Below are 13,556 nucleotides of genomic sequence, written 5' to 3'. Positions count from 1 at the left end.
TCGTCTTCAATCCAACATCGGCAGGCCGGTCTCGATCCTGACCAGTGCGGCCAGCAGCGGGGCGCCGATGTCGCGGCGGACGAAGTTGCTGGCCTTTTCCGCCGCGTTGATCGCCTGCTGGAAGGTGCGGCGCCAGCGGTCGTCGTTGTAGAAGGCCTTTTCCGCCTTGGCCCGCTGTGCCAGCAGGCCGGGTCGGCGGCCGGCGGAGTCGTCCGCCAGCTTGTTCAGGCGGTTCATCAGGTCGTTGGCGACGGCCGGCTCGCCACGCTTCATCGCCGCGTCGATCAGCTCGGCATAAGCCTCGCCACGGGTGTCGATGTCGGCGACCTGTTCCGCATAGGCGACGGCCATCGCCGTCTCGCCCCGCTTGGCCAGCCGCCCCAGCACCGCCGGGATCGTCCACGGGTTCTCGTCCTGCACGGTGCTGAGCAGGCCAAGCGCCAGCTTCGGCTCGCCGATGTCGGCCGCCGCCACCGCCAGCTCCGGCGGGCAGCAGTCGCCGCGAGTTTCCTTGAACTTGGAGAACTGCGTCTCGACCGTGTTCAGGAACAGGGTGCGGGCCTGCGCCTCCTTGCCTGCGCGCAGCAGCGTCTGGGCGACCAGCCCCAGCTCCCACGAGCAATTGTGGCTGGAGGCGTAGCCCTTGGCCTCGTCGGCCAGCGCGTTGGTCAATGCCGCGTCACCGCGCCAGGATGCCGCCTTGGCAATGTCGGCGAGGTTGTAGATGCGGGTCGAGCAGTCGTTGATCTGCCGCGTGATGTCGAGCGCCAGCGACGTCTGCCCCATCAGGGACAGGGCGCGGGCGACGAACAGATCCTGGCCGGAGCTGTCGGCGACGCCGCCGCGGCGCACCGCGCTGACGAAGGGCGCCATGATCTCCTTGGCGCGGCCGGGATCGCCCAGCTGCTGGTAGGCGACCGCCAGCGACAGCCAGTCCCAGCGGGCGGCGGTGATCGGCGTTTCCACCGGCGGCAGCATCTCGCCGATGCGGTGGAGGAAGCACAGGCTGTTCAGCGCGTCGTTGCAGACGAGCGCCCGTATGCGCGAGCGGAATTCATAGAAGTCGAAGTCGCCCACGAACTGGTTGGTGACGAGCTGCACCGCCAGCGGGCTGTCGGGGTATTTCGTCACGATCTCGTTGAACAGCTTGTCGGCCTCCTTCAGAAGGCGCGACTCCTCGGCGACGTCATAAGTGTTGTCGGCCTGCCGGATCAGCTGCAGCGCCTGGACGAACAGGCGGTTGGCCGGACCCGGCGTGCCGGCGGCGGGGGAGTCCGCCCCGCCGCCATCCTGATCCTGGGCCACCACATCTTGCGCCACCACGTCCGGGGCCCCCGGTATGCCCTGCGCTGCGCCCTGCGTCGCCGCATCCTGCGCCAGAACGGGACCGGTCGCGACCGCCGCCGGCAGGATCAGGGCTGCGGCGACGGCGGCGGTGCGGAGAACGGCGAGGACGCGGGATAGGGCGGAGGCCATGGCGGTCGGGTTTCAACCCTGGAGGTTTTGGTTTGAGAGCAGACGCACGTAGCTGACGACGCGTTGAACGTTGGGCACCGAACGGGCGTGCTGGAGCACGTTGTTCAGCTCTTCCTGTGAACTGGCGACACCCATCAGATAGACAACACCATCGACGGTATCGATGCTGTAATTTTGGCTATGAATATTCGCATCGAACGTGATCCGGCTGCGAATCTGGGTTGAAATCCAGGTGTCGCGCGCGGTGTCCACGATGCTGGACCCGTTGTCGATCTGGATTTCGTTGATGACTTCCTTGACGCCGTCGGCCTGCCAGGCGAGACGCACCGCGTCGAGCCGCATCTGCGCGTCGGCGGCGCGGCCGGTCAGCAGCACGCGGCCCTGGTCGACGGTCAGGCCGATCCGGTTGGTCATGTCGATCGAATGCTGCAGCCACAGCGAATTGATGCGGGCGCGGATTTCGGTGTCGCTGACGAAGCCGCTGAAACCGCGCTCCTGCGAGGCCACGACGGCGGCGCCGCCCGCGGTGCCCAGCACCAGCGGCCCGCAACCGGCCAGCGAAGTCCCTGCTGCGCAGGCAAGTGCGACCATCATCCAAAGGCGGCTCAAACCCGTCACAGCGTGCCTCCCTTCGCCTGCGTGTCGAGCGCCGGGAAAATGCGGCGCGCGGCCGGAAAAAGTCACGGCGGAACGGTCTTTGCAATGGGGAAATTCGAGGCTTTCACCAGTCATCGTCACTTTGTCCCGAGGTGATGCACGGATGTTGCAGTCGCTGCGACTGCGAAGGAGCGGCCGCGGCGGAAGTTTCGCCGCAGAGCCTCATGCAGTCTCGGGGCAAAATCAGGCGAAAGCTGGGCTGGAGAGCACGCGTGCGATCTCGCGGGCCAGGACGCGCGAAACGACCCGCCGCGCCGTGGCGTCACGCAGGATTTCCTCGTCCCTGGGATTGGACAGGAAGCCGGTCTCCACCAGCACCGACGGCACGTCCGGCGCCTTCAGCACCGCGAAATTGGCCGAGCGCATCGGGTTTTCCAGCAGGCGCAGCTCCTTGCCCGCGCCCTCCACCAGAAGCTGGCGGGCGGCCAGCGAGGCATGGCGGGTGTGGCGCGCCGTCAGGTCCAGCAGGATGTCCTTGACGATCCGGCCGCCGCCCAACGATCCCGACTTTCCGAAGCGGTCGGCCTGATTCTCCTGCTGGGCGAGGCGCGAGGCGAAGGAGTCCGACGCCTTTTCCGACAGGATGTAGGCCGACAGCCCGCGGGCATCGGCATTGGGGGCGCTGTCGGCATGGATCGACACGAACAGCTCGGCCCCGGCCTCGCGCGTCAGCGCCACCCGCTCGTCCAGCGCCAGGAAGCGGTCGTCGCGCCGCGTCAGCTTCACCGCGACGTTGGTTCGGTCGGCCAGGATGCGTGCGACCTCGTGGGCGATGTCGAGCGTCACCTCCTTTTCGAAGGTGCCGCGGGTGCCGATCGCGCCGGGATCGTTGCCGCCATGGCCGGGATCGAGCATCACCAGCCGGGGCCGCGACGATCCGCCGCCGGCCGGCTTGCGGCCGGGCCGCCGCTCCGCAGCCAAAGCCGTGCCCGGCGGATCGGCCAGGGCCAGTGCTGCGGTGCCGAAAGCGGTTAACCAAAGTTTGCTCAGCCCGAGCCCAAGCAGCTGTCGTCGATCCATCGCCAGAAATACCATGCTGCAAAGGTGGGGAGACCGCGGCGTCAGGTCGCCCGACCCGTTGTGCCAACCGTTGGTCTAGCCTGATTCATTAACCAATGCGGCTGCAAAAAAGTATTGTCAAGACCGGGTAGGTTACCGTTTCTGAATATTTGTGAGCCTCCGGTCATGCGGGCACACTTGAAAGGCTGAGAATTCGACAGACGTGATTGGTTGCTTGATGACCGATTGAAAAAGCGCTAAAATTTTAGCGATCAGCTCGGGAGGTGTCGATGTTGAGGAAAGCCCTGTTCAACATCATCCGGCAAGAGCAGCGCGATATCGAGGACAAGCTCGAACGCGAGGAACAGCAGCCCAGTCCTGACGTCCGCCGGATCGTCGGCCTGCGGCAAGAGGCGACCAGCCTGCGTCGTGAATTGGAACATTTCCACGACGTGTAAGCCCTGATACCGGCCATCATCCGGCCACCGGGCGTCGCTATGGAAAGTCGCCACTGAATATGTGACCGATCGGTCGCGCCCCTTCTCCGCAGGATCGCGGGGGAGGGGATTTTTGTTTTCAGCTCCCTGCCGGGGCCACTCTCGGCCGTCTTCCCCGCGAAGGCGGGGAACCAGGAAACCCTCTCTGGGAAACTGCTGAAATGGCTGGATTCCCGCCTTCGCGGGAATGATGGCCGAAGGAGGCCTCACCCCAGCTTGGCGTATCCGCGCTCGATCACCCGTTCGGCGGCCTCATAGACGGCCAGCATCTCCTCGTAGGCGGCGCGCAGGCGGGCGAGGTCGGTGACGGTGGAGGAATCAGGATGCCGGGATTCGGACATCTTCAGGCCGGCGCGGATATAGTCGGCGCGCAGTTCCGCCACCCGCACCGCCATGCGCAGGAAGCTGTCGCGGTCCAGGTTCGGCAGTTCGCGCCCGATGACCTCGCAGTTGGCCTCCAGGATCGCCGCATCCATGTTTTCCAGGAAATGGCGGATGCGCTGGCTGCGGCTGCTGTCGGCGGCATCCGCCGTCATCAGCTTGTCGACCTTGCCCTTGGTGTATTCACCGATGATCTTGCCGCCGGTTGCCATGGGTGACCCCGCCTTCCCGATGCCGGCCAGTCCGGCCGCCGCCGATTGTCGCACCGCCGGCGCATCTGCGCCAGAGCCGCGTGGGGCGCGCGGGTTCGGGGGCATTCCCGCTCGACAGTGTGGCCCGCCTGACGGTGCAGCCATGTGCGCATCCGCACATGAAGCGGGTGCAACATCGCGGCGTTCGTGCTAGGGAAGCTTCCCCCTATTTCTTGCTGTACGCCATGGTGGACGCGCGATGTCTGAGACCGGCTCCGACTATATCCTCACCGTTTCCTGCCCCGACACCGTCGGCATCGTCTTCGCGGTGTCCGGCTTCCTGGCGGAGCGGAGCTGCAACATCATCGACAGCGCGCAGTTCGGCGACCGCATCTCCGGCCTGTTCTTCATGCGCGTCAGCTTCAACGGCAACCCGGCCGGGCCGGCGAAGGCGCAGCTGGAGGCCGAATTCGCCGCCCAGGTGGCGGAACGCTTCGGCATGACCTGGAAGATCCACGATGCCCGCCGCCGTCCGCGCGTGCTGATCATGGTGTCGAAGTTCGGCCATTGCCTGAACGACCTGCTGTACCGCTATCGCACCGGCTACCTGCCGATCGAAATTCCGGCCATCGTCTCCAACCACCGCGACTTCTACCAGCTGGCGGCGTGGCACAACATCCCGTTCCACCATCTGCCGGTCGGCCCCGACAACAAGGCGCATCAGGAAGCCCGCCTGCTGGAGATCGTGGACGAGGAGAAAATCGACCTCGTCGTGCTCGCCCGCTACATGCAGGTGCTGTCGGGGGCCTTGTGCGAGCGGATGGCCGGCCGGGTCATCAACATCCACCACAGCTTCCTGCCCAGCTTCAAGGGGGCCAAGCCCTATCATCAGGCCCATGCGAGAGGCGTGAAGCTGATCGGCGCCACCGCGCACTATGTCACCTCCAACCTCGACGAAGGCCCGATCATCGAGCAGGAGGCCGAGCGCGTCGACCACACGATGACGCCCGACGACCTGGTGGCCATCGGGCGTGACATCGAGAACATCGTGCTGGCCCGCGCCGTCCGCTATCACGTGGAGCACCGCGTGCTGCTGAACGGCAACAAGACGGTGGTCTTCCGCTAAAGCCGGATAAGGCGGCGCTGCCCCTCAGTGGGGCTGCGCCGTCTCGCGGGCGTCTTCCGGCTGGGGCATGAACACCGCGCGGGTGATCGCCTGTTCGATCTGGTCGCGGGTGAAGGGCTTCGGGATCACCGGACCCAGATGCTCCAACCCGTGCTTGGCCAGATCGTCGGGGAAGGCGGTGACGAAGATCACCGGCAGGAACCGGCGGGCCCGCAATTCGCGCGCCACCTCCAGCCCGTTGTCGCCGTCGGCCAGCCGGATGTCCATCAGGGCCAGCGTCGGCCGGTGTTCCGCCGCCAGCGACAGCGCCTCGTCCATCGTCGCGGCGTTGCCGCAGACGATGTGACCCATGCCGCGCACCGTTTCCGCCAGATCGAAGGCGATGATGGCATCATCCTCGACGATCAGGATGGTGGCGGTCAGCCGGGCGCGGACACGCTCGCGGGCGTGGTTCAGCCGCTCCATCGCGTCCTCCGGGGCGATGCCCAGGACGGCCGCGGCGTCGCCGACCGGCAGATCCTCCAGATTGACCAGAAGGTAGAGCCGGCGGTCGGTCTCCTCCAGCGTCATCAGCGCCGATTCGACCGGATGATAGGGCGCCACCGCCGGGGGCGCGCCTTCCTCGTCCTGCAACTCGTTCAGATGGCGATAGAGCGTGCCGCGCGACAGGTCGCCGCCCCGGCCGGTTTCAGCCTCGTCCGCCTCCAGATACCATTCCAGAGTGCGGGTCACCAAGGCGTCCCCCCGCCCGTTCGTCCCGGTCAGCGCGCGGGCATAGCGGCGCAGGTAGGGCAAATGCTGCATGAAGTGACCGGTGTACTGCTCCATCTCTCTCCCCGTGCCTTTCTGCGGCGCGTGTTCCTGGCATCCACCCGACATGCCGCTCCGGATACCCGGATGCGGCCGGTGCAACCCGATCCTTCCGGGCTTGAAGTGTTCGGCGGCGAAAACCGGCGACGAATTCCGGAGGTCGGTTCCCGCCGGAGGTCGCGACGCCATCGACGCTGCCTTCACAGCAGACTGACGCATTGCGACCTGCAACGGTCAAATTCATATGGCGCAGTCCACGGCCTAACGGGAGTGAACCCGAAAGATTTATTCGAGATACCTGCAAAGGATTACTCAGTATGCATGGTATGCAACAGGGCATGACAGGGGCCGGCGAGGCCGGCCGGCGGTCTATGACCCCCGCCGCATAGGGGGTTGCGGAGGCCGGGATTTAACCGTTCCGAAAGACTTACCAGCCTACTCTGACTTTGCCCTCCGGCATTTGCTGCGCATCTGCCGTGTGAGGGCGAGGCGAGTGTTCCCGATCCTCGAACGCGCCGGCCACCCCCTGGCCGGCGCGTTTTTCTTTCTGCGTATCGTGACTTTCGGGTCGCGCGGTCCGGCAATTGAAAAAACCAAGCACTCCGCCCGGGAACCAACCGGCAGCAGCCGTGTTGGAACCGCCAATGGTGTGATTCCTCCCTGAACCGCCAGTCCTTCCGCCGCCTGGCGCCGCCGCGAGATCATGCGGATGGGCGCCGGCGGCGAATTTTTATCTGGATGGATAACGGCCCTGTCACCGCATTCATTTCGTCAATTGGTGACTTTCACAACCCGACGCTTGCAACCCGTTTAATCCAACGTTAAGGACATCGGCCCACGGTTGGGGTTGGGTGTCATCGGGTCCGGGTTTGTGCATGGAAGACCAAGAGTTGGATCGGTCCCTGATGGATGGCATTCCGCCGGATGAGTTGGCCGACTTCGTCCAATGGCGGGAACGCGTGCGCGGCACGAACATCTCGGAAAAGACGCTGCTGGCGACCGACTATCTCAATCACTTCAACGAAATCGTGATGCTGATCGAGATGATCCCGGACATGCCGGACATGCTGGAGGAATGCCGCATCTGGCAACCCAAGAGCTATGCCGAGCATTTCCGCGACAGCGGCTTTTCCGACAAGGAACTGGCGATCGAGGCCTACGGCCATGTGCCGTCGAAGTTCCTCCGCCCCTTCGAGGACACCATCGCCCAGGCCCATCAGGTGATCGCCCACACGCTGGAGCGGATCGGCACCGACATCGACAGCGGCGATCCCGACAAGCTGCGGATGGACTGCCAGGCCTCCGTCGCGATGATCCACCGCATCATCCAGGTCGCCAACGGGATCATCCACGGCACCGCCCATGTGATGGAACAGGGCGAGATCGACATCTATCTGCAGAACGGCTGACGGTTGGTACGCCGACCCGTACTTTCGGTCCGAATCGTGCGTCTTACCAACGAAAAACAGGCCTTTTCAGTCACTTGTCCCGGCAGGAATGGCGATTGATGGTGCACCCACCATTCGTTCGTTGCATGGCTCACTTGCTCCCCCCGGCACTATAGTCGGAGCATAAAAGATAAGACGGAGGCGTGTTCATGCGTCCTCTGCGGGGGGAGATGGAGCATTGCCCATGAAGGGATGCGCATTCGCGCCGGCCGATGGCATGGCCGTGTCTGAACCGCGCGTGTGGCGGCAGGTTCCGCCCACCGATCACGCCGGCCCCATCCTCCCCGTTAGCCAATGGGGGGAGGCAGCACCGCGCATGACGCCATCCGGACATCTGGACAGCTTCACCCGTGACCGGCTGCCGGCGCCGGCGCAACGCCCCGACCTGATTCTCGAACGCCCCGAACTCCAATACCCGCAGCGCCTGAACGCCGCCTCCGTCCTGATCGACGGCTGGCGCGAGCGCGGCTGGGACGGGCGTCCCTGCCTGATCGGCGGTGACGGCGAGGTGTGGAGCTATGGCCGGATGCGCGACACCGTCGACCGCATCGCCCGCGTCCTGACCGAGGATTACGGGCTGGTCACCGGCAACCGCGTCCTGCTGCGCGGCCCCAACACGCCGATGCTGGCCGCCTGCTGGCTGGCGGTCATCAAGGCCGGCGGCGTTCTGGTGCCGACGATGCCGCTGCTGCGCGCGCCGGAACTGGCCGACGTGCTGAAGCGCGCCGCCATCGACATGGCGCTGTGCGACACCCATTACCTCGACGATCTGGAAGAGGCGGCGCTGCCGTCGCTGCGCATCGTCGGCTTCCGCGATGGCGAGCTGGAACACCGCATCGCCACCAAGCCGGCCGGGTTCGAGGCCGCCGACACGGCGCAGGACGACGTGGCGCTGATCGCCTTCACCTCCGGCACCACCGGAACGCCGAAGGCGGCCGCCCATTTCCACCGCCATCTGCTGGCGATCTCCGACCTGTCGCCGCGCTCGGTGCTGGGGACGACGGCCGAGGACGTGTTCTGCGGCTCGCCGACGCTGGCCTTCGCCTATGGGCTGGGCGGGCTGCTGCTGTTCCCGCTGCGCATCGGCGCGTCGGTCATCCTGCTGGAGCGCGGGACCGCCGACCGGCTGCTGGAGGCCGCCACCCGCCACCGGGCGACGGTGATGTTCACCGTGCCCACGGTCTACCGCGGCATGATCGGCCGCATGGCCGCCGATCCGGCTTTGGCCAACGGTCTGTCCTCTCTGCGCCTCTGCGTTTCGGCTGGGGAACCGCTGCCGCAGCAGACCTTCGAGGGCTGGCGCGACGCCACCGGGCTGCAGATCCTCGACAGCCTGGGCACCACCGAGCTGCTGAACGCCGTGCTGCACGCCGTCCCCGGCGATGTCCGGCCGGGCTCCACCGGCAAGCCCGTGCCGGGATACGAGGCGATGGTGGTCGACGACCAGTTCCGCCGGCTTCCCCCCGGACAGGTCGGCCGGCTGGCGGTGCGCGGGGCGACCGGCTGCCTCTATCTCGACGATCCGCGCCAGGAAAGCTATGTCCAGCAGGGCTGGAACCTGACCGGCGACGCCTTCCACGTCGATGAGGACGGCTTCTTCTGGTATCACGCCCGCACCGACGACCTGATCGTCTCGGCCGGCTACAAGATCTCCGGTCTGGAGGTCGAGAACATCCTGCTGAGCCACGAGGCGGTGCAGGAATGCGCGGTGATCGCCGCCCCGGATCCGGTGCGCGGCACCATCCCCAAGGCCTTCGTCGTTCTGCGCGACGATGTCCGCCCCGACGAGCGTCTGGCGGAGGAGCTGCAGAGCTTCGTCAAGGAGCACATTGCGCCCTACAAGTACCCCCGCGCGGTGGAATTCCTCGACGCGCTGCCGCGGACGGAGACCGGCAAGGTCCAGCGCTTCAAGCTGCGCCGCCGGGCCTGGCAGCCGGACGACGAGGAGTAGGGCGTCGCTTTACCGGGGAAAGCCGGCGAAGCGGGTCAGGCGGATGTTGTGCGCTTTCAAGAGCGCGGCGAACTCCGGCCCGCGCAGATAGTCGTACTCGGTGCGCCGCGGCTCGACCAGAGTGTCGACGCGGCGCAGCTCCTCGTCGGGCAGGCCGGGATGGACCATCACCAGGGTCCGGCCGCCGATGCCATCGAGGAAGCGGGACATCAGCTCGGCGAAGGGCCGGTTGCCGGCGAAGTCGTAGACTCCGGCGAAGCGGTCGTTGGCCGGGATGCCGCGTGCCCGCACCATGCGCCTCAGCCCGCCGCCCAGCCCGCCGATCAGCAGCGTCTTCGGCACCGCGACGCCTCGGCGCAGCACCGAGGCCACCGGCTCGCCGCACAGGCGGACATAGGCGCCGGGCAGGGTGGCCAGCGCCTCCACCACCGCGTCGCGCACGCCGGGCAACTGGTGGATGTGCTGGTGGCCGTCGATATAGTCGGGCGGCGCCCCCCAGGCGTCGGTGAAGGCGGCGATCTGGCGCGACAGTTCGTCACGGATCTCCACCCGCGCCGCCGGCGTGCTCAATTTCCCGCGATAGGCCCAGCCCATCAGCCGCCCCAGCGGCGGCAACCGCCCATCCGGCGCCAGCGTCGGCATGGCCCCCAGCGGCGGCTGGTCGGTCAGGGTGAAATGCAGCCCGACATCCGCCTTGTCCTTCAGCTCGCGCAGGGCCGCGGCGCCCTCACGCCAATGCGGGCAGAGGCTCATGACGGAGGTGGCGGTCAGGCGACCTTGGGCGATCAGGTCGCGGATGGCGGCGTTGACGCCGGGCGCCAGACCATAATCGTCGGCACAGAGCAGGAGCGGGGTGGGCGCGGTATCGGGCATGACCGGACGGAAGCAGGATGCGGAGTTCCGGCCAAGATGGGCGGGCCGCCCCGATCAGGCAATAGCATTCAGGCCGCTTCGGTCGCCGGCTCCGCCGCCGGCTTGCGGACTTGCAGGGTGGCCAGCATCACGCCGGGCAGGACCAGCGCCACCCCCATCAGGTGAAAGCCCTGCAGCGGCTCGGACAGCAGGACCCAGGAGGCGAGCGCCGCCCACAGAGGCGAGACGTACAGCGCGGTGGAGGCGCGCGCGGCGCCCATCATCGCGATGGTCTTCTGATAAGCCAGCAGAGCCAGGACCGACGCGAACAGCGCGACCGCGACGATCGACAGGATGGTGGAGACGGAAAAGGGCACCGGCCGCACCGCCACCGTCTCCCACGCATAGAAGGGAGCCAGCACCAGCACCCCGGCGAAGGCGTTCGCCGCGAAGGCGGTGACCACCGGCAGGGGTGTGCCCGATTGCCGCAGCAGGATGGTGTAGACCGACCAGGATACTGCCCCGGTCAACACCAGCAGGTCGCCGGAATTGAAGGACAGGTGGCGCAAGGCGTCGAGATCGCCGCGGGTGAGGATCACCAGCACGCCCGCCATCGCCAGCAGGATGCCCAGCACCTGCCGCGGCCGGATCGCGTCGCCCAGCCAGACGGCGGCCAGCGCCAGGATCATCGCCGGGCTGGTCGCATAGATCAGGCTGGCGTTGGTGGCGCTGGTCCGCTCCAGCCCGTAATAGACGATGGCGCCCGAAATCCCCTGGCCCAGCACGCCCAGCAGCAGATAGCGCCGCCACTGCCGCTTCAATTGAACACGGTGGGTCAGCAGCCCCGGCAAGGCGAAGGGCAGCACGATCAGGAAGGCGATCAGCCAGCGCCAGAAGGCCAGCCCGATCGGCGGCACCACATGCGCCACCGCCCGCCCGACCACCGGGTTTGAAGCCAGCAGGGCGGAACCGACGATGTAGAGGCCATAGGCGGCCAACGGGCCGGCCAGCGGACCGGTTCGCAGGAAGGACGGCAGGAGCGGAAGCGACATCGCCGGATCGGTATCCGAAAAGGGGGTTCCCGAAAAGGGGGTTCCATGACGGGTGCAACCCAGCCTAGCATGGCAGCCGCGGCCGCCCTTCACGGCAGCTGTGCATGGCAGCCGTCCGACTCCCGTCGGCTGCGGGCATTGCCGGAATGGTCCACCCGGATAACCTGATTCGCAGGGGAAGGAAACTATCGATTCGGTCAACCGGATGGTTGGCTTTGCAACTGTTTCGTTTTCAGGGGCGAAAATGTGTCCATACGGACGTATTGGTGCCCAAAAATATGCTCTGCGCCACGGTATAGCCACGTATGCATGTTGGCGTTGACAGGCGCCTTTGCCACGCGCCAAATGGCGACGCTATTTCCAAAAGCGTTCTGGCAAATTTCCGTACGCTCCAACCGGAATCGGGAGGCAAGACGAATGAAGCGCATCCTGCTGGGTGCCGGGCTTGGTATGGCCGCGGCGCTGGCGCTGTCGACGCCGGCCCAGGCGGCGAAGACCCTTGTTTATTGCTCCGAGGGTAGCCCCGAAAACTTCAACCCCATGTTGAACACGACCGGCACCAGTTTCGACGTTGCTCTCCCGGTCTACAACAACCTCGTCCAGTTCGAGCATGGCGGCACCAAGGTCGTTCCCGGCCTCGCCGAGTCCTGGACCATCTCCGACGATGGTCTGGTCTACACCTTCAAGCTGCGCGCCGGCGCCAAGTGGCACAGCAACAACGATTTCAAGCCGACGCGCGACGCCAACGCCGATGACGTGATCTTCTCGTTCGAGCGCCAGTGGAAGGCCGACAATCCCTTCCACAAGGTGTCGGGCGGCGCCTACGACTACTTCAACGACATGGCGATGCCGAAGTTGTTGAAGTCGATCGAAAAGGTTGACGACCTGACGGTCAAGTTCACGCTGAACGCGGTCGAGGCGCCGTTCCTGGCCAACCTCGCCATGCCGTTCGCGCCGATCATGTCGGCCGAATACGCCGCGATGCTGCTGAAGAAGGGCACGCCGGAGAAGCTGGATCAGGTTCCCATCGGCACCGGTCCCTTCCAGTTCGTCGCCTACCAGAAGGACGCCGTCATCCGCTACAAGGCGTTCGAGCAGTATTGGGGCGGCAAGCAGCCGCTCGACAACCTCGTCTTCGCGATCACGCCCGACGCGGCGGTCCGGCTGGCCAAGCTGAAGGCCGGCGAATGCCAGGTGATGCCGTACCCGAATCCGGCCGACATCGAGGCGATGAAGAAGGACGGCTCGATCGTCGTTCAGGAGCAGGAAGGCCTGAACGTCGGTTACGTCTCCTTCAACGTGACCAAGAAGCCGTTCGACGACGTCCGCGTCCGCCGCGCCGTCAGCATGGCGATGGACAAGAAGGCGATGGTCGCCGCGGTTTATCAGGCCGCCGGCGTCCCGGCCAAGAACCCGATTCCGCCGACCATGTGGTCGTACAACGACTCGATCGAGGACTATCCGTACGACGTCGAGCGGGCGAAGAAGCTGCTGGCCGATGCCGGCTATCCCAACGGCTTCGAGACCGACCTGTGGGCGATGCCGGTGCAGCGTCCGTATAACCCGAACGCCAAGCGCATCGCCGAGATGATGCAGGCCGATCTGGCCAAGGTCGGCGTCAAGGCGAAGATCGTTCAGTACGAGTGGGGCGAATACCGCAAGCGGATGCAGCAGGGCGAGCACCAGATGGGCATGCTCGGCTGGACCGGCGACAACGGCGACCCCGACAACTTCCTCTACACCCTGCTGGGTTGCGAGGCGGCGCGTCCGGGCGGCAACAACCTGTCGAAGTGGTGCAACAAGGAATTCGACGACCTCGTCGTCCAGGCCAAGCGCACCAACGACATCGCTGCCCGCACCAAGCTGTACGAGCAGGCGCAGGTCATCTTCAAGGAAGAGGCCCCCTGGTACACCATCGCCCATTCGGTGGTTTACATGGGCCTCGCCAAGAACGTCGTCGGCTACAAGATGGATCCGTTCGGCGTCCATCGCTTCGAAGGCGTCGATCTGAAGTGATGCGTGGCGCACCTCCGCAAAAAGGGGGTGCGGCGCCGGGTGTATAGGGTTGGAGGCGTGGGTTTCCGCGCCTCCAACCCTTTGAACAGAGTGGCATTCC

General features: G+C 66.0%; 12 protein-coding genes. 5 read left to right on the top strand and 7 right to left on the bottom strand.

The genetic code is table 11. The features are described from left to right. Positions 1-6: 6 nt before the first annotated feature. The 3 genes from ACCD06_RS26225 to ACCD06_RS26215 form a co-directional block, all read right to left on the bottom strand. On the bottom strand, positions 7-1,476 hold the full coding sequence (locus tag ACCD06_RS26225; RefSeq protein WP_413344593.1) for a hypothetical protein: 1,470 nt from the start codon (positions 1,474-1,476) through the stop codon (positions 7-9). A 12-nt stretch (positions 1,477-1,488) separates the two neighbouring features. Continuing rightward, on the bottom strand, positions 1,489-2,208 hold the full coding sequence (locus ACCD06_RS26220) for a BON domain-containing protein (RefSeq protein WP_247871399.1): 720 nt from the start codon (positions 2,206-2,208) through the stop codon (positions 1,489-1,491). Between the two features lie 108 nt (positions 2,209-2,316). After that, positions 2,317-3,153 carry an N-acetylmuramoyl-L-alanine amidase family protein gene (locus ACCD06_RS26215; RefSeq protein WP_413344590.1) on the bottom strand — a complete coding sequence of 279 codons (837 nt, stop codon included), beginning with the start codon at positions 3,151-3,153 and terminating at the stop codon, positions 2,317-2,319. A 269-nt stretch (positions 3,154-3,422) separates the two neighbouring features. Between ACCD06_RS26215 and ACCD06_RS26210 the strand changes: the two genes are divergently transcribed. Further along, on the top strand, positions 3,423-3,590 hold the full coding sequence (locus ACCD06_RS26210) for a hypothetical protein (RefSeq protein ID WP_167393191.1): 168 nt from the start codon (positions 3,423-3,425) through the stop codon (positions 3,588-3,590). A 245-nt stretch (positions 3,591-3,835) separates the two neighbouring features. Here ACCD06_RS26210 and ACCD06_RS26205 read toward each other — a convergent pair whose 3' ends face one another. After that, on the bottom strand, positions 3,836-4,222 hold the full coding sequence (locus ACCD06_RS26205) for a hypothetical protein (protein ID WP_109074646.1): 387 nt from the start codon (positions 4,220-4,222) through the stop codon (positions 3,836-3,838). A gap of 238 nt (positions 4,223-4,460) precedes the next feature. Here ACCD06_RS26205 and purU point away from each other — a divergent pair, with 238 nt between their 5' ends. Next, entirely contained in the window at positions 4,461-5,327 is an 867-nt protein-coding gene (gene purU / locus ACCD06_RS26200) for a formyltetrahydrofolate deformylase (protein ID WP_109074647.1), read from the top strand. 24 nt (positions 5,328-5,351) lie between these two features. Here purU and ACCD06_RS26195 read toward each other — a convergent pair whose 3' ends face one another. Continuing rightward, positions 5,352-6,155: a response regulator gene (locus ACCD06_RS26195; protein ID WP_109074648.1), complete on the bottom strand. Its 804-nt coding sequence runs from the start codon at positions 6,153-6,155 to the stop codon at positions 5,352-5,354. Between the two features lie 887 nt (positions 6,156-7,042). On the opposite strand from ACCD06_RS26195, the gene ACCD06_RS26190 reads away from it, so the two are divergent. Both ACCD06_RS26190 and ACCD06_RS26185 read left to right on the top strand, forming a co-directional pair. Further along, positions 7,043-7,546 (top strand): hypothetical protein, encoded by a 504-nt coding sequence (locus ACCD06_RS26190; RefSeq protein ID WP_109074649.1) that lies wholly within the window; start codon positions 7,043-7,045, stop codon positions 7,544-7,546. A 355-nt stretch (positions 7,547-7,901) separates the two neighbouring features. After that, positions 7,902-9,536 carry an AMP-binding protein gene (locus tag ACCD06_RS26185; protein WP_413344587.1) on the top strand — a complete coding sequence of 545 codons (1,635 nt, stop codon included), beginning with the start codon at positions 7,902-7,904 and terminating at the stop codon, positions 9,534-9,536. A 9-nt stretch (positions 9,537-9,545) separates the two neighbouring features. Here the strand turns inward: ACCD06_RS26185 and ACCD06_RS26180 are convergent, their stop codons facing one another. Both ACCD06_RS26180 and ACCD06_RS26175 read right to left on the bottom strand, forming a co-directional pair. Next, positions 9,546-10,409, bottom strand: a complete 864-nt coding sequence (locus tag ACCD06_RS26180) for a ChbG/HpnK family deacetylase (RefSeq protein ID WP_413344585.1) — start codon at positions 10,407-10,409, stop codon at positions 9,546-9,548. 68 nt (positions 10,410-10,477) lie between these two features. Further along, on the bottom strand, positions 10,478-11,440 hold the full coding sequence (locus ACCD06_RS26175) for a DMT family transporter (RefSeq protein WP_413344583.1): 963 nt from the start codon (positions 11,438-11,440) through the stop codon (positions 10,478-10,480). 417 nt (positions 11,441-11,857) lie between these two features. Here ACCD06_RS26175 and ACCD06_RS26170 point away from each other — a divergent pair, with 417 nt between their 5' ends. Further along, positions 11,858-13,456 (top strand): ABC transporter substrate-binding protein, encoded by a 1,599-nt coding sequence (locus tag ACCD06_RS26170; RefSeq protein ID WP_413344581.1) that lies wholly within the window; start codon positions 11,858-11,860, stop codon positions 13,454-13,456. Positions 13,457-13,556: the final 100 nt, after the last annotated feature.

The organism is Azospirillum sp. CT11-132, assembly GCF_047302835.1.
In the GTDB taxonomy this organism is placed as follows: domain Bacteria; phylum Pseudomonadota; class Alphaproteobacteria; order Azospirillales; family Azospirillaceae; genus Azospirillum.
This window is presented reverse-complemented; position numbering and strand designations above follow the sequence as displayed.

What these genes read in the sequence shown, in the direction of transcription:
- ACCD06_RS26175 (WP_413344583.1), bottom strand. Translation starts at nt 11,440, where the DNA reads ATGTCGCTTCCGCTCCTGCCGTCCTTCCTGCGAACCGGTCCGCTGGCC.
- ACCD06_RS26205 (WP_109074646.1), bottom strand. Translation starts at nt 4,222, where the DNA reads ATGGCAACCGGCGGCAAGATCATCGGTGAATACACCAAGGGCAAGGTC.
- ACCD06_RS26210 (WP_167393191.1), top strand. Translation starts at nt 3,423, where the DNA reads ATGTTGAGGAAAGCCCTGTTCAACATCATCCGGCAAGAGCAGCGCGAT.
- ACCD06_RS26225 (WP_413344593.1), bottom strand. Translation starts at nt 1,476, where the DNA reads ATGGCCTCCGCCCTATCCCGCGTCCTCGCCGTTCTCCGCACCGCCGCC.
- ACCD06_RS26220 (WP_247871399.1), bottom strand. Translation starts at nt 2,208, where the DNA reads ATGACTGGTGAAAGCCTCGAATTTCCCCATTGCAAAGACCGTTCCGCC.
- purU (WP_109074647.1), top strand. Translation starts at nt 4,461, where the DNA reads ATGTCTGAGACCGGCTCCGACTATATCCTCACCGTTTCCTGCCCCGAC.
- ACCD06_RS26180 (WP_413344585.1), bottom strand. Translation starts at nt 10,409, where the DNA reads ATGCCCGATACCGCGCCCACCCCGCTCCTGCTCTGTGCCGACGATTAT.
- ACCD06_RS26185 (WP_413344587.1), top strand. Translation starts at nt 7,902, where the DNA reads ATGACGCCATCCGGACATCTGGACAGCTTCACCCGTGACCGGCTGCCG.
- ACCD06_RS26215 (WP_413344590.1), bottom strand. Translation starts at nt 3,153, where the DNA reads ATGGATCGACGACAGCTGCTTGGGCTCGGGCTGAGCAAACTTTGGTTA.
- ACCD06_RS26170 (WP_413344581.1), top strand. Translation starts at nt 11,858, where the DNA reads ATGAAGCGCATCCTGCTGGGTGCCGGGCTTGGTATGGCCGCGGCGCTG.
- ACCD06_RS26190 (WP_109074649.1), top strand. Translation starts at nt 7,043, where the DNA reads ATGGATGGCATTCCGCCGGATGAGTTGGCCGACTTCGTCCAATGGCGG.
- ACCD06_RS26195 (WP_109074648.1), bottom strand. Translation starts at nt 6,155, where the DNA reads ATGGAGCAGTACACCGGTCACTTCATGCAGCATTTGCCCTACCTGCGC.